This window comes from Oscillospiraceae bacterium (genome assembly GCA_035380125.1).
Taxonomy (GTDB): Bacteria; Bacillota; Clostridia; order Oscillospirales; family JAKOTC01; genus DAOPZJ01.
In genome coordinates, this window is sequence record DAOSWV010000009.1 from 24942 (window position 1) to 48047 (window position 23106).

Annotated in this window: 18 protein-coding genes; 11 read left to right on the top strand and 7 right to left on the bottom strand. The window is 49.9% G+C overall.

Annotated features, from left to right (window positions below; genetic code table 11):
• Positions 1–6: 6 nt before the first annotated feature.
• From PK629_04650 to mnmG, 5 genes are all read right to left on the bottom strand, one after another.
• Positions 7–894, bottom strand: coding sequence for a ParB/RepB/Spo0J family partition protein (locus tag PK629_04650; GenBank protein ID HOP10759.1), 888 nt, complete (start codon positions 892–894; stop codon positions 7–9).
• Positions 891–1682, bottom strand: a complete 792-nt coding sequence (locus PK629_04655; GenBank protein ID HOP10760.1) for an AAA family ATPase — start codon at positions 1680–1682, stop codon at positions 891–893. The genes PK629_04650 and PK629_04655 overlap by 4 nt, the downstream gene beginning before the upstream one ends.
• 351 nt (positions 1683–2033) lie before the next feature.
• On the bottom strand, positions 2034–2798 hold the full coding sequence (locus PK629_04660) for a ParB/RepB/Spo0J family partition protein (protein HOP10761.1): 765 nt from the start codon (positions 2796–2798) through the stop codon (positions 2034–2036).
• 94 nt (positions 2799–2892) lie between these two features.
• The gene (gene rsmG / locus PK629_04665) at positions 2893–3582 is read right to left on the bottom strand and encodes a 16S rRNA (guanine(527)-N(7))-methyltransferase RsmG (GenBank protein HOP10762.1); all 690 of its coding nucleotides are present in this window, start codon (positions 3580–3582) and stop codon (positions 2893–2895) included.
• Positions 3575–5470, bottom strand: coding sequence for a tRNA uridine-5-carboxymethylaminomethyl(34) synthesis enzyme MnmG (mnmG, locus tag PK629_04670; protein ID HOP10763.1), 1896 nt, complete (start codon positions 5468–5470; stop codon positions 3575–3577). The genes rsmG and mnmG overlap by 8 nt, the downstream gene beginning before the upstream one ends.
• Before the next feature lie 284 nt (positions 5471–5754).
• Between mnmG and PK629_04675 the strand changes: the two genes are divergently transcribed.
• Entirely contained in the window at positions 5755–5931 is a 177-nt protein-coding gene (locus PK629_04675) for a hypothetical protein (GenBank protein HOP10764.1), read from the top strand.
• 37 nt (positions 5932–5968) lie between these two features.
• Here PK629_04675 and mnmE read toward each other — a convergent pair whose 3' ends face one another.
• Entirely contained in the window at positions 5969–7321 is a 1353-nt protein-coding gene (mnmE, locus tag PK629_04680) for a tRNA uridine-5-carboxymethylaminomethyl(34) synthesis GTPase MnmE (GenBank protein ID HOP10765.1), read from the bottom strand.
• 291 nt (positions 7322–7612) lie between these two features.
• On the opposite strand from mnmE, the gene PK629_04685 reads away from it, so the two are divergent.
• From PK629_04685 to PK629_04705, 5 genes are all read left to right on the top strand, one after another.
• Entirely contained in the window at positions 7613–9091 is a 1479-nt protein-coding gene (locus PK629_04685) for a rhamnulokinase family protein (GenBank protein HOP10766.1), read from the top strand.
• A gap of 44 nt (positions 9092–9135) precedes the next feature.
• Positions 9136–10152 (top strand): sialidase family protein, encoded by a 1017-nt coding sequence (locus PK629_04690; GenBank protein ID HOP10767.1) that lies wholly within the window; start codon positions 9136–9138, stop codon positions 10150–10152.
• A 49-nt stretch (positions 10153–10201) separates the two neighbouring features.
• A complete protein-coding gene (locus tag PK629_04695; GenBank protein ID HOP10768.1) occupies positions 10202–11218 on the top strand; it encodes a sialidase family protein in 1017 nt (338 codons plus the stop codon).
• Positions 11219–11241: 23 nt separating this feature from the next.
• Positions 11242–12576: an L-rhamnose isomerase gene (locus tag PK629_04700; protein ID HOP10769.1), complete on the top strand. Its 1335-nt coding sequence runs from the start codon at positions 11242–11244 to the stop codon at positions 12574–12576.
• Positions 12577–12695: 119 nt separating this feature from the next.
• Positions 12696–14639 carry an SDR family NAD(P)-dependent oxidoreductase gene (locus PK629_04705; GenBank protein ID HOP10770.1) on the top strand — a complete coding sequence of 648 codons (1944 nt, stop codon included), beginning with the start codon at positions 12696–12698 and terminating at the stop codon, positions 14637–14639.
• Positions 14640–14931: 292 nt separating this feature from the next.
• On the opposite strand, the gene PK629_04710 is transcribed toward PK629_04705, so the two are convergent.
• The gene (locus PK629_04710) at positions 14932–15102 is read right to left on the bottom strand and encodes a hypothetical protein (protein ID HOP10771.1); all 171 of its coding nucleotides are present in this window, start codon (positions 15100–15102) and stop codon (positions 14932–14934) included.
• A gap of 58 nt (positions 15103–15160) precedes the next feature.
• Between PK629_04710 and PK629_04715 the strand changes: the two genes are divergently transcribed.
• From PK629_04715 to PK629_04735, 5 genes are all read left to right on the top strand, one after another.
• Positions 15161–16564 carry a hypothetical protein gene (locus tag PK629_04715; GenBank protein HOP10772.1) on the top strand — a complete coding sequence of 468 codons (1404 nt, stop codon included), beginning with the start codon at positions 15161–15163 and terminating at the stop codon, positions 16562–16564.
• Between the two features lie 8 nt (positions 16565–16572).
• Entirely contained in the window at positions 16573–18744 is a 2172-nt protein-coding gene (locus tag PK629_04720; GenBank protein ID HOP10773.1) for a hypothetical protein, read from the top strand.
• Positions 18745–18753: 9 nt separating this feature from the next.
• Entirely contained in the window at positions 18754–20367 is a 1614-nt protein-coding gene (locus PK629_04725) for a hypothetical protein (protein HOP10774.1), read from the top strand.
• A 4-nt stretch (positions 20368–20371) separates the two neighbouring features.
• Complete coding sequence (locus PK629_04730; GenBank protein HOP10775.1) at positions 20372–21646, top strand: PHP domain-containing protein; 1275 nt, start codon at positions 20372–20374, stop codon at positions 21644–21646.
• Between the two features lie 116 nt (positions 21647–21762).
• Entirely contained in the window at positions 21763–23028 is a 1266-nt protein-coding gene (locus tag PK629_04735) for a zinc-binding dehydrogenase (GenBank protein HOP10776.1), read from the top strand.
• Positions 23029–23106 lie beyond the last annotated feature (78 nt).

Here is a 23106-nt window from a genome sequence, read left to right on the forward strand (position 1 = left end):
TTTCGGTCATTCATCGTTTTCGCTGTTCTTATTTTGGGCGCGTTTTTCACCCGTTAGAACCATCGCCAGATCCAATAAATCCTCTTTCGAGAAAAATTCGATCTCGATACAGCCGGGCTTGTCCCCCGCAGGCGCTTTCGCAACCCGAACCTTACGTCCCATCTCTCCTTTGACGGCGATCTCAAATTCGTCGTAAAAGCTCTCGCGCGTTTTCGGAATTACTTGTTTTTTCGGTTTTTCCACCGCGACAGCGGCTTTTTCCAGGTCTCTGACGCTCATCTTTCCGTCGGCACTCTCTTTTGCCAATTCAACACAACGCTCGATATCGGAAATGCCGCCCAACACTTTTGCATGACCTGCCGAAAGTCGGCCTTCCCGCAGCAGCACCTGAACCGGATCGGGCAAAGTAAGCAGCCGCAGCGAGTTGGCCACACTAGATCGTGACTTCCCCACACGCTGCGCGGCGCTCTCCTGCGTAAATCCGAACTCCTCAATCAAATTGCGATAACCCGCCGCCTCCTCGATCGGATTCAGGTCGGCGCGCTGCAAATTCTCAATCAGCGAGACCTCGGCCACCGTCTGGTCGTCGTAATCCCGAACCAAAACCGGCACTTCGGTCAATCCGGCCATGCGTGCGGCCCGCCAACGGCGTTCACCCGCTACAATAATATACCCGCCGTCTTTTTCACAGACCAAAAGCGGCTGTAAAACGCCGTGTTCTCTGATCGAATCGGACAGTTCCTGCAACTGCTGTTGGTCAAAATCCTTACGCGGCTGTGCGCGGTTGGGTTCTATCTGAGAGATGCGCAGCGTGGTTACGCCGCTTTCTTCCGAAGTGTTGTCATCAAGTAATGCATCCAATCCTCTGCCGAGGGATCTTTTCTTCGTACTCATTTTGCATCTCCGTTTCTTTTGTTATTCTTTATAAACTCCTTGCAAAACGCCTCATAGGCCATCGCTCCCCGTGAAAGCCGATCATAATACATAATCGGTTCACCGTAACTCGGCGCTTCCGAAACGCGGACGTTTCGCGGAATCGTGGTTGCATATACCTTTTTAGGAAAGTATTTCTTAATTTCCTCAACCACCTGCATGGTCAGATTCAACCGCCCGTCAAACATCGTCAGCAGAACGCCCTCGATATCAATGTTCTCGTTATAACGGCGTTTGACCTGCCGAATCGTGTTCATCAGCTGCGAAAGACCTTCCAATGCAAAATATTCGCACTGAATCGGCACCAAAACGGTGTCTGCCGCACATAAACCGTTCAGCGTCAGTAGTCCCAACGACGGCGGGCAATCAAAAAAGATATAATCAAAATTTTGGCGCTGCCCGGTGATCCCCAGTTTTAAACGACTCTCGCGGTTCTCGACCTCAACCAGTTCCACTTCCGCGCCCGCAAGCGCCATTCCCGCCGGAATCACACTGACACCCTTGAACTTCGTCTTAACGATGACGTCGGAAGCTGTACTCTCGCCGATGATCAAATCATACGAGCTGCCGGTCATATTTCTTTTTTCGATGCCGAATCCACTCGTCGAATTACCCTGTGGGTCAATGTCGCACAACAACACGCTGTATCCATGCGCCCCGAGCGCCGCCGCCAGGTTAACCGTAGTCGTCGTTTTACCCACGCCGCCCTTCTGGTTGGCGATTGCTATAATTTTTCCCTTCTTTTCCACGCAGATACCGTCCTTCTTTTGGTATGGGGACATTTTATCATGTTTCGACAGTGTTTTCAATACGAAAACATATACTAATCTGTTTTGTCCATATAAAAATGTTCCACGTGGAACAATTAAAAGCATACAACCAGCAGAAATAAAAAAACATGACGCTTCCTTTGTAAATCATATTAATATAACCACCCCGCCCGCTGGTACCCGTCTACAGAGTGGAATTAAAGACCACACCCCGAAATGTTCCACGTGGAACATTTCGGGGTGTGGCATACAGCAAAGAACTCAATGGTTGATTATATCAATTGTCTTTGATTGAATAACTTTTCATTCAAATTGTTCCACGTGGAACATTTAACTCTTTTTTACCCAGATCATATATTCAACCCGGTCTTCGAATTCGTTCATCGAAAATCGGGATTCGATACCGCACTTATTCAGGGAACTCACCGCGCTCTTGATAGAATTGTTGAATAATCTTAAATCTTTGGGCGCGCCTCGGATGATTCGTTTCGGGTGTTCGACATTTAACCGTTCGATCAGTTCTTCTGTTTGTGCCACATTAAGACCGTGTTCGATGATCTGGTTCAGAACTTTTTGTCTTAATTCCGGTTCGACGCATAACAGCGCACGCGCATGTCGTTCAGTCAACCCCGCAGATAGGATTCTTGAACGGATGCTCTCTTCCAACAACAACACCCGCATCTTATTTGCGATCGTTGGCTGGGTCTTCCCCAGCAGCCGTCCGGCGTCCGCTTGTGAGATACCGGCATGTTCGATCAGAGAACGAATTCCTTCGGCTTCTTCGAAAAAATTCAGATCTTCGCGCTGTAGGTTTTCCAGCATTGCCATCACGCCGCTGCCGACTTCGTCGGTGTCGACCAACATGCAGGGAATCTTTCCGATGCCCGCCAATTTTGAAGCACGCAGTCGGCGTTCTCCGGCAATCAATACATATCCCTGCTGTGTCTTTCGTACCGAGATCGGTTGTATAACACCGTGTTGTGAGATACTCTCGGCTAAATTACGTAATTTTTCGGAATCAAATTTCCTTCTGGGTTGCAACGGATTCGGTGAAATCTTATAGGTCTCGATCATCGCATATCTCTGTTTTTGCATAATAATCCCCCTTTTCAAGAATAAATCTTAAAAAGAGGGTTGTCCACTCATTTCATGCGACACTTTTCGTCCATTTCCGGTTTTGTTCGGGGTTTTAAAGCGGTTTTTTTGAAATCTTTGCGCCGATGCGGGGGTAATTTGTCGGTGTACGCGATATTTTCTCTAACAGAATAATACCGCGACGGCTCCCGTCGGGTAAAGCAAATTCTTTAGTTTCTTTAATTTTGCCGCCGAGAATTTTGATCGCGTTTTGTGCGCCGTTGAGTTCTTCCTGCCAATTTGAGCCCTTCATGGCCGCGAATGTGCCGCCCGTTTTGACGAACGGCATGCAGTATTCGCACAGGACGTTACATTCGGCGACCGCTCTTGCACAGACCAAATCATACTTTTCGCGGTATTCTTGTTTGTTGCCGAGATCCTCCGCCCGACCCAAAATGATATTTCCTTTTATTTCCATTTCTTGGCAAAGCAATTCAAGAAACTTCGCTTTCTTTCCGTTGCTGTCCATCAGTGAAAGTTCGATGTCCGGACGAAACAGTTTTAAGACCACACCCGGAAATCCCGCGCCGCTGCCGATGTCCAAAACGTTTCCTTTGACCTCGGTCGCCAATAATAATGTAATTGAATCGATAAAATGTTTGACCTCGATATCCTCCGGGGTCTTGATGGCCGTCAGGTTGACTTTTTGGTTGTAGTCGATCAGAAAATCCGCATAATGATGCAGTTTTTCGTCGATTTGCGGGGTGTATTCTATGCTGTGTTCGGCGCAATATTTTTCAATCATCCGCTTTTTCCTCCTTGCTGCGTTTGGTCAGCCAGACCGACAGCACCGCCAGATCGGCGGGTGTCACGCCGGAGATGCGCGAGGCCTGACCGAGGTCGCGGGGTCTGATTTTATTCAGCTTTTCGCGGGCTTCGAGCCGCAGCCCGTCGACTGTTTTATAATCGACATCGAGCGGCAGTTTTTTGACCGCGATGCGGCGCAGTTCGTCGATGCGCTCCTGCTGGATGCGGATATAGCCCTCATATTTATATTCAATATCGATTTCGGTTCCGATATCGGCGGGCAGATCGGGTCGGGTCGGGTCGAACGGCGCAAGGTCGGCATAGGAGATCTGCGGGCGTTTCAACATTTCCGACAGCCGGATTCCGCCCGTGAGCGGTAATGAACCGGTCTGTTCGAGCAAAGCGTTCAATTCGGGGCTGTTTTTGATCGTGGTCTCTTTAACCCGTTTTCTTTCGGCTTCGAGCTGCGCCTTTTTGGTTAAAAACCGCTCCCAGCGCCCATCATCGACTAAACCGAGTTCGCGGCCATGCGGCATCATACGCAGATCGGCGTTGTCCTGCCGCACCACAAGTCTGTATTCGCAGCGCGAAGTCATCATGCGGTAGGGATCGACGACGCCTTTGGTCACGATGTCGTCGATCAATGTGCCGATATAACTGTTTTCGCGGGTCAGAATAAATTCGGGCCTGCCCAAAACTTTATGCGCCGCATTGACCCCTGCGACAAAGCCCTGCACCGCCGCTTCCTCGTAGCCGCTCGTGCCGTTAAACTGTCCCGCGCCGAAAATGCCGAGGAATTCTTTAAATTCCAGTGTCGGGGCCAGTTGAAGCGGATCGCAGCAATCGTATTCGATGGCATAAGCCGTTCGCATAATTTTAATATTTTCAAACCCTTTGATGGTTCGCAAAAATTCGAGTTGGACTTCTTCGGGCAGCGACGAGGACATGCCCTGAATATAGACCTCTTTGCTGTCGGCACCGGTCGGCTCGATGAAAATTTGATGGCGGGTCTTGTCTGCAAATCGCACGACCTTGTCCTCGATGCTCGGGCAATAGCGCGGACCGATCCCCTCGATCACACCTGCGAACAGCGGTGAGCGATCGAGGTTTTTGCGGATGACCTCATGCGTTTTTTCGTTTGTCCATGCGATATAACAGGGATAATCGTTTCGCAGGGTCGCGGGATCGGTGTCATAGGAAAAGGCCTCGGGCGGAATATCGCCCTGCTGCCGTTCCAAAACGCTGTAATCGATGCTGTTTCCGTCGGCTCTGGATGGCGTTCCCGTTTTAAAGCGCATCAGTTTAATGCCGAGGGCTTTCAAAGAATCGGAGAGTCCGTTGGCCGCGCGCGTGTTGTCCGGTCCGGCCTCGTAATTGACCTCCCCGATGTGGATTTTTCCTTTTAAATAGGTGCCGGATGCAATGACGACCGATTTGGTATGATATCTCGCGCCGAGAGCGGTTTTGACGATAATATTGTTCTCTTCATCATATTCGACGGCGATAATTTCGGCTTGAACCAGCTGAAGGTGCGGTTGGTTCTCGATGATTTTCTTCATCACGGTTTTATAGCGCGGACGGTCGCTCTGCATGCGCAAACTGCGCACCGCAGGCCCTTTTCCGAGATTCAGCATGCGGCTTTGCAAGCAGACCTCGTCGGCGGATTTGCCCATTTGGCCGCCCAAAGCGTCGAGTTCGCGCACCAGCTGGCCTTTGCCCGTGCCGCCGATCGACGGATTGCAGGGCATGTTGGCCACCGCGTCGAGATTCAGGGTGAACAAAATCGTCTCGCAGCCGAGTCGTGCCGCCGCGAGCGCCGCTTCGATGCCGGCATGTCCCGCACCGACCACCGCAATATCAATTTTTCCGGCGTTGTATTCGATCATGTAATGTCCTTTCGAGGTAAAACGTTTGTTATTTGGTGTAAGGGCGGATATCATCCGCTTCCTACAAGGAAAACGACCACCCCGTCACGGCTTCGCCGTGCCACCCCTCCACAGAGGGGAATTTTTGTTAATTCCATTGGGTTGCCTCTAAGGTTGAATCACGGGCGGATTATATCCGCCCCTACAAGGAAATGACCACCCCGTCACGGCTCCTCCGTGCCACCCCAAAGGTGTCAAAGCCGCCCATAGGGCGGTATAGCGACACCATTATAGAGGGGAATTTATTGACGCGTGCTATCGGGTTTATGGTTCGCAGGTTCTATGACGCGTTTGAAACCGCCATCATGGCGGCGCGTATTGACAGCGGCGTCTCGCCGCCGGGCGGATATTATCCGCCCCTACAGAAAAATACCGGGGTCGGAAGCGCGCGCTATGTGGCTTATGGGCAGATGATTCTATGACGCGTTTGACCGCGGGTTCTACCCGCCCCTACATTGTTTACTTTCCTAAACAGAAACGCGAAAAAATCTCGTCAATCAGCGTTTCGGGGACGTTTTCGCCGGTCAGTTCGCACAGCGCCGCAATTGCGGCTTCGATGCCGATTTGGGATGCGTCGGCGGTGATGCCCGCCTTGATATCCGATAAGGTGTTTTCGATTTCGGTTTTCGCCCGAATCAAACAGTCGCGCTGGCGCGTGTTGAAAATGCCGGTCTGCGGCTCCGATGCGCCGACAACGCTTTTGATCGCCTCTTCGAGCGTTTTGACCGCGTTTTCGTCGAATGCGCTGATATTGACAACCTTTTGAAAGGCATTTTCAAGCTGTTTTTGTTCGATGATCTGCGGAAGGTCGTTTTTATTGACCACACACAACACAGGCAGGTCTTTGCACAATGCGATGACCTCGCGATCGCGGTCGTCCAGTTTTTGTGCGCCGTCGAAAACCGCCAATACCAACTGTGCTTCGGCAAGTTCCTGTTTGGTCTTTTCGATGCCGAGCTGTTCGATCTCATCGCCGCTCTCACGAATTCCCGCGGTATCAGCCAGATTCAATAAAACACTGCCGAGTCGTACGCTCTCTGTGATCACGTCGCGGGTCGTGCCCTCGGTCGCCGTTACCAGACAGCGCGGGCAGCCGGCCAGCAGATTCATAATGGCGGATTTGCCGACGTTGGGTTTTCCGGCGATGACGGTCTTCAAGCCCTCGCGCCAGACCCTGCCGTTATCGAAATTTTTGATTAGTTCATTGCATTTTGTGATTGCCGAAGCAAGTTTTTTATCGACGCCGTCCGGTTCCGGAACATCGTCGTCGGGATATTCTAAAAAAGCTGCGACATCCGCCGCCGCGCTGATGCAGTCGGCTTTGATCGCATCCAATTTCTTTGCCAGCATGCCGTCTTTGGCGGCTTTGGCTTCCTTTAAAGCCGATTCGCCCGCCGCATAGATCAAATTCATTACGCTTTCGGCCTGTGTGAGCGAGAGTTTTCCGTTTTCAAACGCCCTGCGGGTGAATTCGCCGGGCTGCGCGGGTTTTGCGCCCGCTTCAAGCGCGGATTTCAGCACTTTCTGCGCCAAAAACACGCCGCCGTGGCAGCAGAGTTCGGCCACGTCTTCACCCGTGTAACTATGGGGCTGTTTATAAATGATCGCTACGCCGTCATCGAAGGTTTCTCCGTTTTCGGTAAATCGGCCGTAAGCGGCGCTGTAACCGCTGAGTTCGTTCAACGGCTTTGCTGCGGACAAGAAAATTTTCTGAGCCATTTCGATAGCATTTTCGCCCGAAATTCGGATCATGGCTATGCCGCCGGCTGCGAGCGGTGTGGATATCGCCGCAATTGTGCTGTTTTTGCTCACCGTCCCGCCTCCTTGTCCGTTTTTGCGATCTTTGTGGGTGATTCGGGGACGATTCGACCCCGAATCGTCTTGAATCGCTCAAAAATTATACCGTTTGTATTGCAGATTGTCAATTCCCCTGCCGTTTGGGAAATCGGTTTCCGTTTTACAAAGACCGCGTCTGTTAACACAACTCTTTCGCATTACCGATCTTAAACCGTTTGTTCTTGATTTTACCGCTCTTTTTGATTGCAATAGATAATTTGCTGTGATAAAATAAAGATTGTCTAAAAATGTTCTTCGGAGGTATTCATGTCCAAAAAAGTTCTCGCGTTCGATTTCGGCGCATCAAGCGGAAGGGCTGTCATCGGTTCTCTGGTCGACGGAAAAATTACGCTTGAAGAAATCCATCGGTTTTCGAATGACCCGGTCACCGTAAACGGCACGCTTTATTGGGATTTTTTGCGGCTCTATCACGAAATTCTGAAAGGGATTTCAAAGGCTGTCATCGGCGGTCACAACTTTGTCTCGCTCGGTATCGACACCTGGGGCGTCGATTTCGGTCTGCTTGACAAAGACGGAAAACTGCTTGAAAACGTGGTGCATTACCGCGACACCCGCACCGACGGCATTCCCGACCGGGTTTTTGCCGTTACCGGCAAAAAAGACCTCTATGACCGCACCGGTATCCAGTTTATGTGGTTCAACACGATCTTTCAGCTCTATTCGATTGCCAAAAAACGACCGGAACTGCTCAAACACGCTAAAACGTTTTTATTGGTCCCCGATCTGCTGTGTTATTTCCTGACCGGAAACATGACCAACGAATTCACCATGGCGTCCACTTCGCAGCTGCTGAATTCTAAAACCGGCGACTGGGATAAGGAACTGATGAAAAAGCTGGGGATTCCGGCTGATATATTCGCGCCGCTGGTCGAACCCGGCACCTCGAAAGGCGTTTTGAATGAGGACGTCTGCGGTCAGACCGGCTGCAAACCCGTCAAGGTCTGCGCGGTGGCCGAACATGACACCGGTTCGGCAGTGCTTGCTGTCCCCGCCGCAAAGGACGAAAAATTCGCCTTTATCTCCTGCGGCACCTGGTCACTGCTCGGCGCCGAACTGCCCAAGCCGCTGATTTCCGACGACACCTATAAACTCAATTATTCCAATGAGGGCGGCGTCAACCGCACCGCCCGTTTCCTGAAAAATATCATGGGCCTATGGCTGATGCAGGAATGCCGCAACCAATGGAACCGCGAAGGAAAGAATCTGTCATTTAAAGATATCGACACCTACACCGTCTTGGCAGAACCGCTGCGCCGCTTTGTCAACCCCGACGACGAGATGTTCAAGACCCCCGGTGATATGCCCGCCAGAATTAAACAATACTGCGAGCGTACCGGTCAGCCGTTGCCCGAGGGTATCGGTGACTATTCCCGCTGCATCACAGAATCGTTGGCTCTGGCTTACCGATATGCTATTACGAATCTCGAAAAACTGCTGGGATATAGGCTCGACGTGATTCACCTGGTCGGCGGCGGCGTCAAGGATAAGCTGCTGTGCCAGTTCGCCGCAAACGCCATCGGAAGACCCGTCGTCGCCGGCCCGATTGAGGCCACCGGCATCGGAAATGTCTGCATGCAGTTGATCGCCGAGGGCGAATTCACAGACGTTCATGAAGCGCGCGAGTGCATCGCCCGCTCGTTCGACGTCACCACCTATGAACCTGCCGACACAGCCGTCTGGGATGAGGCCTACAATCGCTTTTTGGACGTCTGCGGATTGGAATAAAAAGCCCCATAAACTTTATCTGCTGCGAAAGGAAGACATTCTTCATGAAAAAATTCACCGTCGCCCGTAATGACAACTTCTATCAGGCGTTCCCGGACGTCACCCTTTTCGGCAACACGCTTTACTGCGTCTTTACCCGTACAACCCACCACGGCGACCGCACCGATTCCCGCATCATGCTGACCACGAGCGTTGACCGCGGTCAGAGCTGGAGCGAACCGGAAGTGTTGCTCGGTGAAGGCGATCATGAAATCAAAGATGGATTTTTTAACTGCGCCCGTATCTCGATCGTCAACGGCGAACTGGCGGTCATTTCCGACCGGATCTATGGCCGCGAATCCGAAGATAAAGCGGAAAATTATATCCTGTTCTCCAAAGACGGCAAAAAATGGACCAAACCCCATAACACCGGCTGTCAAGGCATCGTGCCGGATAAACTGCTCGAATACAAAGGAACCGTTCTGCTTTCCGCTCAGCGCAAAATCGACGGGTATTCGCGCCAGTTTTTGTGGATCAGCAAAGACGGCTGTAAAACCTGGGGTGACCGCATTACGTTGGGCTGGGTTGACGGGCTGAATCTTTGTGAGGTCTCGATTCTGCCGTTGGGCGACGATCTCGTCGCCTTTATGCGCGAAAACTCCGGCCTCGGCTATGACTGTCAGAAAGCTGTCTCCCATGACGGCGGCAAGACCTGGGGTAAGGTCAGCTGCTTCCCGCTGCCCGGCTGCCACCGCCCCGTCAGCGGCGTTTTGAACAGCGGAAATATTTTGATTACCCACCGCTTTATGCAGGGCGGCAAGGGTTGGGTCGGTTTCTGGACTCAAAACTTCTTCGCGGGCCTGACCAACAAAGAATCCGCGCTGGCCGAGGAACGCAATCAATGCGCCACCCGCATTATGCCGATCGACTATGACCGCAGCGCGGTTGCCGACATCGGTTACTCGGGCTGGGTACAGTTCCCCGACGGCGAAATCGTCATCATTTACTACCTCGTGGACGACGCGCCGAAAGGTCAGATCCGGGGCTGCTCGCTCTTTGAACACGAATTTTTGATCCAATAACCGAACGATTAAGGATTAAAATAACAGCTGCGAAAGGAAGTCATTCACCATGAAAAAATTCACTGTTGCCCGTAACGACAATTTCTATCAGGCGTTCCCCGATGTCACCCTCTTCGGACAGACGCTCTACTGCGTTTTTACCCGTACCACACACCATGGTGATCGCCTTGATTCGCGCATCATGCTGACCACCAGCGTTGACCGCGGTCAGAGCTGGAGCGAACCGGAAGTTTTGATGGGCGAAGGCGATCATGCCATTGAAGACGGTTATTTCAACTGCGCCCGTATTTCGATCGTCAACGGCGAACTGGCTGTCATCGCGGATCGGGTCTTCGGCGGCGAAGCGAAAGACATGGCGGATAACTATATTATGTTCTCCAAAGACGGCAAAAAATGGACCAAGCCCCACAACACCGGCTGCAAAGGCATCGTACCGGATAAACTGCTTGAATACAAAGGAACCGTGCTGCTTTCCGCACACCGCAAAGTTGACGGTTATCTGCGCCAGTTTTTGTGGATCAGCGAAGACGGCTGCAAGACCTGGGGCGACCGTATTACATTGGGTTCGGTCGACGGTCTGAACCTGTGTGAAGTTTCGATTTTGCCGCTGGGCGATGACCTTGTCGCTTTTATGCGCGAAAATTCCGGCCTCGGTTACGATTGCCAGAAAACCGTCTCCCATGACGGCGGCAAAACCTGGGGCAAGGTCAGCTGCTTCCCGCTGCCCGGCTGCCACCGTCCCGTCAGCGGCGTTTTAAACAGCGGAAACATTCTGATCACCCACCGCTTTATGCAGGGTGGTAAGGGCTGGGTCGGTTTCTGGACTCAAAACTTCTTCGCGGGTCTGACCAACAAGGAATCCGCACTGGCCGAGGAACGTAATCAATGCTCCACCCGTATCATGCCGATCGATTATGACCGCAGCGCCGTCTCCGATATCGGTTACTCGGGTTGGGTACAGTTCCCCGACGGCGAAATTATCATTATCTACTACATTGTAGACGACGCGCCGAAAGGTCAGATTCGGGGTTGTTCGCTTCATGAACATGAATTTTTAATCAAATAATCAAGAAATTAAGGAGAATGACAATGAATACTGACGAACTGGAAAAGAAACTGCGCGATGCGGCAAATGAGATCGCTGTTTTCGTCAAGGACGGCACCGCGGAAGCCAAAATTTACGGCGCATACAAACTGGCGAAGGATGCTTACGCCGCCATCGGCGTCGATACCGACGCCGCCATCGCCAAAATCGATACCGTTGACCTGTCCCTGCACTGCTGGCAGGGCGACGACGTATCCGGTTTCGAACACGAGGATACCGCGCTGACCGGCGGCATTATGGCCACCGGCAACTACCCCGGAAAAGCGCGCAACTCCGAACAGCTCTTCGCCGACCTCGAAAAGACCATCTCGATGATCCCCGGCCCCAAAAAGGTCAATGTCCACGCCAACTACATCACCTCCAAAGAAAAACCCGACCGCGACGCCATTGAGCCGGAGAACTTTTCCGGCTGGGCCGACTGGGCTGTCGCCAACAAGGTCGGTCTCGACTTCAACTCGACGTTTTTTTCCCACCCCAACGCAGACAGCGGTTACACGCTGGCCTCGGCGGACGACAGCATCCGCAATTTCTGGATTGAACATGCCATCCGCAGCCGCCGCGTAGGTGAATATTTCGGGCGGAAAACCGGCAAACTCTGTATTGTAAACCACTGGATTCCCGACGGCAGCAAGGACAACCCCATCGACAAACTTTCTCCGCGCGAACGGTTGATCGACTCCTATGACCGCATTTTCCGCGAACATTTGAATCCGGCCTACACCAAGGACTCGGTCGAGTCGAAACTCTTCGGCATCGGCAGCGAGGCCTATGTCCCCGGGTCGCACGAGTTTTATATGGGCTATGCGCTCTCGCGCAAAAACACGATGGTCACGCTCGACACCGGACACTTCCATCCGACCGAATCGGTCGCGCAGAAGCTGTCTTCCCTGCTTTGCTTCCTGCCCGAAGTGCTGCTGCACGTCTCGCGCCCCATCCGCTGGGACTCCGACCACGTGGTCATCATGGACGACGAACTGCGCGCGCTGATGAGCGAAATCGTGCGCTGCAACGCGCTCTCCCGCACTTATATCGCAACCGATTATTTCGACGCCTCCATCAACCGGCTTGCCGCCTGGATTGTCGGCGCGCGCAACACCAAGAAGATGCTGCTCAACGCACTGCTCGAACCGGTCGCCGATTTGAAAGCCGCCGAACTCGCCGGAGACAACACCGCGCGGCTGGCGCTGACCGAGGAATACAAATCCTATCCGCTCGGTGCCGTCTGGGATTACTATTGCCTGACCAAGAATGTGCCGGTGCGCGGCGCGTGGTTGGAAGAAGTCAAAAAATACGAGGCCGACGTGTTGGCGAAGAGATAAGTGCCATATCACAGGATTCATCGGTTGTATACCTGGGATGATTCCCGAATAATACGCGGGCGAACGCAGTTCGCCCCACGGTTTCCATGAATTTTCACACATAAGAAAGGTCGAATATCATGTCACTTGAGACCATTGCAAAGATTTCAAACAAATACGGGGCAAATCCCGAATATGTGCTGGCCGGCGGCGGCAACACGTCGTTTAAAGATGCCGACTTCCTCTATATCAAGGGGTCGGGCACTTCACTCGCCACGATTAAGCCCGAGGGTTTCGTCAAGCTCGACCGCAAGGCGCTGGCGGCAATTTTTGAAAAGAAATACCCGACCGGTCGTGACGAGCGTGAAGCCGCGGTGCTGGCCGACATGATGGCAGCCCGTGTTCCCGGCGAGACCAAACGTCCCAGCGTTGAGACGCTGCTGCACGACGCGATTCCGTCCAAATATGTGCTGCATCTGCATCCCGCCGAAATCAACGGCATGACCTGCGGCAAAAACGGCAGCGCGATTTTTGAAAAGCTCTTCGGCGACCGGGGTATCTGGGTGCGTCCGATCATGCCCGGCTATATTCTCGCAACCGAGATTGCCGGGGAAATCAAGGCGTTTGCCGAGAAAAACGGTAAAAACCCTGATTACATCCTGCTTGAAAACCACGGGATTTTCCTCGGCGGTGAAAGCGAAGACGAACTCGACCGCAAATTTTCCGACTTCCTCTCCGTGCTGCGTACCGCGATTGTGAAAAAGCCGGATTTCTCGAAAATTTCGTTTGATCTCGAGACGGCCGCCATGTTGGGCGCGGCGATCCGCGGAATCACGGGCGGAGACGGTTTCGCGGTCTTCTGCACCGATTTCGAAATCGCAAAGTTTGTACAAAACAAAGCTGAATTTTCGAAAATTTATACCTCCTTTTCACCCGACCACATGGTCTATTGCAAGGGTGAAACCGTTTTCTGCGCGCCCGATGCCGATTCCCTTTCTAAAGCCATCGGCGATTATCAGAAGCGCACAAACGGTATGCCGAAAATCGTGGGCGTTGAGGGACTTGGATATTACGCGATCGGTCCGACCAAAAAAGAGGCCGACATTGCGGCGGCGGTCTTCAAAGACGCCATCAAGGTCGCGGTGTTCGCCGAGAATTTCGGCGGCGGAAAACCCCTGCCCGAGGAACTGATTCTCGCCATCAGCGGCTGGGAAGTCGAGCGTTACCGCAAGAGCGTGGCGTTTTCCGGAGCGCAGCAAAAACGCGCACAGAATAAAATCGTGCTCGTGACCGGCAGCGCGCAGGGATTCGGCAAGGGTATCGCCGAGGATTTGGCCAAAGAAGGCGCGGTGATCGCGGTGGCCGACCTCAACTACGAGGGTGCCTGCGAAGTCGCGGAAGAACTCTGCCAAAATTACGGCGCGGGTACCGCCATCGGCATCTCGGCCAACGTCGGCGACGAGGACAGCGTGCGTGAGATGATTTACAAGACCGTGTGCGAATACGGCGGTCTCGATGCGCTGGTTTCTAACGCGGGCATCGTGCGGGCGGGTTCGCTCGACGAGATGACGCTGGCCAACTTTGAGCTCAGCACCAAAATCAACTACACGGCGTTTTTCCTGTGTTCCAAGTACGCTTCCAAGGTCATGAAAGCCACAAATAAATACGCATCGTATAAAATGGCAGATATTATACAAATTAACTCCAAATCCGGACTCACCGGCTCGAATAAAAACTTTGCTTACGCGGGTTCCAAGTTCGGCGGTCTCGGACTGGTGCAGAGCTTCGCGCTCGAACTTGCCCCCGAACGCATCAAGGTCAACGCCATCTGCCCCGGCAACTTCCTCGACGGGCCGCTTTGGACCGATCCCGTTAAGGGGTTATTCGTGCAGTATCTGGCGGCGGGGAAAGTGCCCGGCGCGAAGACCGTGGAAGACGTGAAAAAGTCCTACGAATCTAAGGTACCGCTCGGACGCGGCTGTCTGGTGAAAGACGTCGTGCGCGCCATCCTCTACATCATGGAACAGGAATACGAGACCGGTCAGGCCGTTCCCGTCACCGGCGGTCAGGAAATGCTGCATTAAAAGCTCATGGTAAGACATTAGGCGTTGGAAGCTGTTCCAACCTTCGATCTCTTATCACCGATATCCCAAAAAATTTGTCCGCACCGTCGCGAACCTCGCCTGAAACTTCAAGGCAGGTCTTGCGTCGGTGCGGTTTTTTGTGTTATGATGGGAATATTAGGTTTACATTTGTCGGAAAACGGGAAATCGGTGATTGAAAGGGAACCATTGCTATGGTTAAGGGGAAACGGATTGTTTCGCTGGTTTTGGCGCTCGCGTTGTTTGCCGGGCTGTCCGGGTGTGCGGAACAAATTCAGAGCAGTGAGATTGAATCGGCGGTTTCGGATGAGAGTTCGGCGGTAAGCTCAACGAACTCATCTGTTTTGAGTGCGGTTTCCTCAAGCGAACCGCTCTCGGAAACAAGCGAATCCGTTTCGGAGTCATATATCTCCGAAGACGGATTCGAGGACAGTCGAATTATCAATACCGTGTTTACCAGAGAAGCTCTTGCAAATAATCCTTTGACTTCAACGGAGGGCGGTATGGAAGCATCGAAGAAATGGGCCGCTTTGTTTGTTGAAGAAAATTATAAGGATTTTGAACCGTACGATATCACAATCAAATACAGATTCTATTGGGATGAAATTTATATTTTATACACCGTATCTGGAGATAAAAAATGCTTTGCAATTATTTATTATACTATCAATTTTAACACAAAATTGGATTTGAGAGAATCGGGTTTATCTTGGCCAAACCCTCATTTTCATTTACAAGTTGTGATGAAAAACGATAGCGATCAATATTCATTAATCGGGTTTGTGACCAACCAAGATAAAAGTGTTGAAAATTCTTCTGAGCTTGTCGATTTTATATCGGGAGTTCCGGGCTATGAGTCAACAGTATTTTCTTTTCTTGACTCGCCGGATCCGATTGATCTAAATACTCTCGGTACGGATTTTATTGAAAAGTCCATCGGCGAATCCGGCCTTTCGGTGATTAATTTATCCGCATTTGTCGGAGATTTGAAAATTCGCGATTTGCATTATTTCCCCGACAACGTTTTAGCGGTTTTGGTTTCCGATGCAAATGAGCAAAAGAAAATCATGGTTTTCGCCGCAGAGGAAATGGAGTTTTTATACGAAATAGCGATTGAAGACTCTAATCCGAATTATTTATCGATACAAAAAATCAACCAAGAAACAATTTTACGGCTTGAAATCGATGGTGCCGATCATTATTATACGATTACGCAGTCAGGCCTATCGGAATTTGCACAGGATCGGTTTACCAGATATCGGTTGTCATATAATGCTTATATTATCGAAGAGAAAAACAATCTTGTTTTAGAACAAAACGGTAAAAGGGAAATCCTCCTTGAAGGCATTTATCCCGAAGATGACGACGATGATACGACATGGAATTGTTATTTTTATTATTGCCGGATTAATAACACGCGGTTCATCTATAAAAACAACGGTTATGAATGGTTCAATGAATGTGGAGTTTTTGACATCGCAACCGGAGAGGCCACTGTTTTTACGCATAAAGACGCCCCTCGCTTATATATAAAAGCTTATACAGACGGAAAAGCAATATTGATTCCCGATGACTGGAGCTATTTTCTCTCAATTGGGCCTTATTTGTATGATGAGTCCACAGGGGAATTAACCGACTTGCATTGGCTCGATGGAACTTATTCCGATGGCTATTATTCATCCTTTGCCCTTTCCGGAAATCTGCTTGCGGTTGTAATTGAGGATTATCCTCTGGATTCGTTTCGCATTTTTGATTTGACCACTCAAACAGAGATTCTGAATATTCCGTTTATACAAACCCAAAACAATTACTTGGAAGCATATTCTTTTTGTGCAACCGAGAATTATTTTTGGTTTTCTTCGGAATATTCGAATTATTATCTTTTCCGTTTTCCGATTGAGAGGTGACGTATTATATGTCGAATTTCAAAAAGATTGCTTCGGTGGTTTTGGCGCTCGCTTTGTTTGCCGGGTTATTCGGATGTGCGGAGCAAATTCAGAGTGGTGAGATTGAATCGGCGGTTTCAAGTGAAATTACATCCGGCGAATCAACCTCTTCGGTTGAATATGTCCCGCTGGATCGATTTGAGGACGAAAATATTATCAATACCGAATGCACGCGGGAAAAACTTGCGCAAACTGTGGTTTCCGCAAAATCCGCCGAATCCGAGTATTGGACGATAAAATTTGTCAGCAGCAATTTTCAGGCCTATTCCCCTTATTCTATCACCGCAACATCTGCTTTCAATAAGGATAATCCCGTGCTCAAATTTTCATTTCTCAACGGTCGGGAATTACACCGATTTATAACCGAAACTTATTCGGTTCGGTTTAAGACCTTAATTCCTTATGAAGGACTGCCCTTAGACGAAAAGGGTTATTACAGCTTTGAGATTCAGCTCGTTATGGAACAAAGTGATGACTGTACAAAACTTTTAGGGTATGTCACCAGCCGGACAGATCAAATAAAAACCCCCTCGGATGCAGTGGATTTTCTGAGCATGATACCCGCATATCGGGAATTGCAGTATCCTCCGAAATCGTCCGGGCAGGAAAGCGGTTGGTTTGGAGAAGGGTCGATTATAAACACCGTATACACAAGGATGTCTCTTTCTGAAAATCCCGTGACTTCGTCTTATGGTTATAGTTCGACGATTTTAGATTGGATCGATTTGTTTATCATTGGGAACTACAATTCTTTTTCGTCACGTTGGGCTACCACTTTTTCAGAGCAATTTTTTACACTTGATACAATAACCGGCGAAAAAGAATATTTTACAACTTTGAATTGTGTCACCGAATTTAAATCCGATATTGAACCGGTGGGGTTGGAATATGACGACGGCAGCTATGAGATCAGTTTTCAAATGGTGATAAAAACGAGCGAAATTTACTATAAAGGGCCTTTTACGCTGATCGGATTTGTGACCAATCAAGAACGACAGATCATCGAGCCGCTGGAATTGTACGATTTTATAAAAGATGTACCTCGTTATAAAGACACCGACTTTATTGTTCCCGAACCGATGAAATTTGTTAAATTGGATTCTCTGGGCTATGACTTTACCGAAACCATTGTGGACGAAGCTACCGGACTTTCGGTTGTGAATTTACACTCGTTAACCGGCGGGTTGAAGGTTGATGATTTTACGTTCTTCCCCGGCGATTTATTGGCGGTTTTAGCAGTGGATCCCGAAGTTCAAAATGAAAAAGTGTTGATGGTATTCAATGCTGATGATCTTCAGCTGCTTTACCAAAAGACCTTTTCTTATCCTTCTGGCACCTACCCGGCCGGCGGTCATGCGGAGTTTTATAAAATCAACGGAACGCTCGTTTTAGAGCAAAAACTTGGCAATGAGAATTATAAATATTTTATCCCTGAAAAGACCGGTGTTTCGGAAATACCGAAACCGATTGCAAGATATAGGCTGTCTGATTCCGCTTTTATCGTTGAGGAAAAGAATTGTCTCTATCTTGAACAAAACGGTAAACAAAAACTTCTTCTTGAAGGTATTGATGAAGATAGCGTTGACAGCGAGGGTTACAGATTTATACACCGAATCAGCGATACGCGGTTTATTTACGAATTAATGGGCTATGAGTGGCTCGTTGAATGCGGTATCTATGACATAGAAACCGGTGAAAAGACGGTTTTCACACACGAAAATGCCCCGTTGTTGGACATCGAGGCCTATAACGACGGTAAAGCGATTTTAGTTGCAGATACCTGGTGTGGTCCCGAATATGAGTCATACGGACCCTATTTATACGATGAGTTATCCGGGGAACTGATTGATTTGGCTTTGCTGAATATCCAGCCCGATGAGACCATGATAAACCCGCTTTTCTATGTTCTCGGAAATACTCTTGTGATTTTTATAAAGAATGATCCTGTTTCAACCCTTTGTTTTTACAATCTTTCTTTAAAAACACAGATCGTGCAATTCGGTATTTTCTCTAGCCAAGAATATGCATTGAATTATTCCCACTACAACAGCGGGTTATATACCACTGAGAATTATATTTGGTTTAATTCGGTCTATGATTTCCCGGCGGATTATCTCCTGCGAATTCCGATAGAGAGGTAACGAATTAATATGATTAAAAGAAAAAAGGTTGTTTCGCTGGTTTTGGCGCTCGCGTTGTTTGCCGGGTTATTCGGGTGTGCGGGACAGGCGCAAAGCAACGAGGTTGAATCGGCGGTTTCGGAGGGAAGTTCGATGATATCGAGCGAATCAACCTCTTCGGTTGAATATGTCCCGCTGGATCGATTTGAGGATGCAAATATTATCAATATCGTTTATACGAGAAAATATCTTAAGGAAAACGAGATGATAATAAATCATGATGCCGCATATGCCTCAAATGAATGGTCATTAATGTTTATTAAAGATAATTATAAGAATTATTCTCCGTACAATATCAGCTGTGAATATAAAGCTTTGGAATCATATAGTCCATATGATTATAATAATTGTGACGCCGAATTTACACTCTTCGTCTACTATATTGAGTTTCATACCAAAACAGCTCTTAAAGAGCTGTCACCGGATGAAAGCGGGGGTTATAGTTTTTATTTACAGGTTGTAATGAAAAAAATTGATTTCTATAAGCAATCACTTTTGGGCTTTGTCACCAGTCAAACGCGGCAAATTGACAATGCCAGGGATTTGGCAGAGTTTTTAAAGAAAATTTCAGGATATGAATGCTTAGAGCTTAAAAGACCTGTAATACCGGAAACCTTACCAGAAAATATAGAAATTATTTATTCTGCCGATTTTACGAATCTCCATATTACAGATAAATTTATCGTAAAGGATACCATTTACTTTTTTGGTATGGAACCCTGTTACTGGCTCACCGGCAAAACGGATTTGATTTTACAAACCTTTTCTTTGCCTGATTTTCGGTTTCTTTATGAATACCATTTTTCTTTTTACGATGACAGAATTAATTCAATGGATGATGAGGGTATCATTATTAAACGCAAGAATGAACAAGGAAATATCTATTTCCATGCTACTGAAACCGGAGTTTCGCAGCTACCACCTACGCCGGACAGTGAAAAGGACTTATACCGTCTCTCTGAAACTGCAGCAATTCGAGAAAATGATGATGGTGATCTTTTGCTTGAACAAAACGGAAAAACTGTTATTTTGTTCGATGGTACCCCCTATACAGAGAACGCTTCTTCGGATATCTGCACTTATTATTTTTATTATCGCGTGAACGACTCCGCTTTTATTTATATGAGCTATGGTTACGAATGGTGGATAAATTGCGGTATTTATGATATAGCGACAAGAACCAACACCGTCTTTTCTCACGAAAACGCGGCTGATATTTGGCCAATTGCAGTAGGAAATAATAAGGTTATACTTGCCGCAGACGCCTATGAGTGGTATACTTCATATGGGCCGTATGTCTATGATGCGGTAACCGGAGAAATTTCCGATTTAAATTGGTTCTCAAAAAAATTTGAGGAGGATTACGAACCGGTCATTGATCTTTTCGGCGATAAATTAATCGCATTTTCAGAGGAGAATTCAGAATATGTCATCCGGGTTTGTGATTTGAGCACCGATACAAAACCCACTGTTTATCGGTTTTCGAGAGAAAGGGTAGGTTTGCCCTTAGGGATATATCAAACCGAAGATTCGTTATGGTTTTTTATTCGTTCATGTATTTTCCGAATGAAATCAGAAAGGTAATAAAATGCTTCAACTCAAACAACTTTCCGATGAGAAACGGGTCGTGCGCCTGACCGCGCTGGCGACGCTTCTCGAACTGGAACGGTCCGGTGCGATGAAAGCGCCGGAGACGGGACACTTTGTCAACAACCACATCCACACCAAATTCAGCTTTTCGCCCTACTACCCGACCGGGGCGATTTGGTACGCCCGGGCAGCCGGACTTCAGACCGCGGGCATTATGGATCACGACTCGGTCAGCGGTATTGACGAGTTTTATGTCGCCGGTGACCTGTGCAAAATGCCGGTTACGAGCGGCTTTGAGGTGCGTGTCAATCTGGCGGACTCCCCGTTCGGAGACCGCCGCGTCAACAACCCCGACCAAAACGGCGTCGCCTACGTCGCCTGCCACGGCATTCCGAAAAACCGTACCGCTCAGGCCGAGGCGTTTTTGGGTCCGATCCGCGCCGCACGCAACATTCGCAATCAGGCTATGGTCGTACGGCTGAACGAACTGCTTGCGCCCGCCGACATCTTCATCGATTTCGATAAAGACGTCGCGCCGCTTTCCAGATTCAAAGAGGGCGGCAGCATCACCGAGCGCCATCTGCTGTTCGCGGTCTCCATGGCGCTTGTCGAGCGATTCGGCAAACGCGGCGACGTGGTTCCGTTTTTATCGGACAAACTGGGTGTGCAGTGCAGCGACAAGGTGAAAGCGCAGCTTTCCGACGTCGATAACCCCTTTTATGAATACGACCTGCTCGGACTTTTAAAGGCGTATCTGGTCAAAGATTTTTATATTCCGGCCAAAGCCGAACTGCCCGAACCGCGCAAGTTTATCGAATTTGTCCGCTCCATCGGTGCGATTTCGGCCTACGCCTATCTCGGCGACGTCGGCAGCTCGGTTACGGGCGACAAACAGACCGCCAAATACGAGGACGATTATCTCGACGATTTATTCGACTATCTGAAATACACGGGGTTTGACGCGATCACCTATATGCCGTCGCGCAACACCTCCGAACAGCTTTCGCGCGTGATGGCGTTATGCGATAAGCACAACTTCTTCCAGATCAGCGGCGAGGACATCAACTCCCCGCGTCAAAGCTTTATCTGCCCCGCGCTCTCAAAACCCGAATACGCACATCTTTACGAGGCGACCTGGGCGCTGATCGGACATGAACGCGCCGCCGCCAAAAATCCGGCCGACTCGTTCACCTCTCCGCAGACGGCGGAAAAATACCCGAAGATGGCGGAACGTGTAAAAGCGTTTGCGGCTATGTGTAGGGAACGGTCTTGACCGTTCCGCATAAAAAAATCAACCGTTTCTTTAATCAATCTTCTAAGTCAAAAAATCCCGCGACGGAACGGTCAAGACCGTTCCCTACATCACCATTATAAGGAGCGTAAATTACCATGAAAACCAAAGCCATGCGCCTTTACGGCAAAAACGATCTGCGGGTCGAAGAATTCGAGCTTCCGCCGATCAAGGAAGACGAGATTTTAGCCAAAATCGTCTCCGACAGCGTCTGCATGTCGTCTTATAAGGCGGCTATGCAGGGCGCCGACCACAAGCGCGTCCCCAACGACGTCGACAAGAATCCGATCATCATCGGGCATGAATTCTGCGGCGAGTTGGTCGAGATCGGCAAGAAATGGGCCGGAAAATTCAAAGCCGGACAGAAATTTGTCCTTCAGCCCGCGCTGAATCTGCCGGAAAATCCCTATCTGGCACCCGGTTATTCGTTTCAATATATCGGCGGCGACGCGACCTACGTCGTCATTCCCGCCAGCGTGATGGAGCAGGACTGCCTGCTTTCTTACGGCGGTGAGGCGTTCTTTTTCGGCTCGCTTGCCGAGCCTGTCAGCTGCATCGTCGGCGGTTTCCATGTCAACTATCATACGCAGAACGGTGTGTACGAGCATAAAATGGGCATTATAAAGAACGGCAAGATGGCGCTGCTCGCCGGCGTCGGCCCGATGGGCCTCGGCGCGATCGACTATGCCCTGCACTGCGACCGCAAACCGTCTCTTTTGGTCGTCACCGACATCGACGACGCCCGCCTTGCGCGTGCAAAATCTTTGTACAGCGAAGAAGAAGCCGCGAAAAACGGTGTAAAGCTGATTTACCTGAATACCGGAAAAGTTGAGGACCCGGTCGCTGCTCTGCGCGAGCTCTCCGGCGGCACCGGATATAACGACGTATACGTCTACGCGCCGGTGGCCTCGGTCGTCGAACAGGCCGATAAAATCCTCGGACACGATGGCTGCCTGAACTTTTTCGCGGGCCCGACCAATCCCGAGTTCCGCGCGCAGTTCAATTTCTACAATGTCCATTATCTTTATACCCACGTCGCAGGCAACAGCGGCGGCAACACCGACGACATGCGTGAAGCTCTTGCGATGATGGAAAAAGGTCTGTTGAATCCGTCGGCTATGATCACTCATTTCGGCGGTCTGAATGCGGCGCCCGAAACCACACTGCACCTGCCCGAAATCAAGGGCGGCAAGAAACTGATCTACACCCACATCAGCTACCCGCTGACCGCGATTGCCGATCTGCCCGAGTTGGGCAAAACCGATCCGCTGAGCAAGAAACTCGCCGACATCGTGGCAAAAAACAACGGACTGTGGTGCGCCGAAGCCGAAAAGGTGTTGTTGGCGGAGGCGCCTGAGATTTAAATTGGCTGGGGAAGACTTTCACGTAAGGGAAATTCTTCGGGAGAACTGCGTTGCGTTTCTCTGTAGGGGCGGATATCA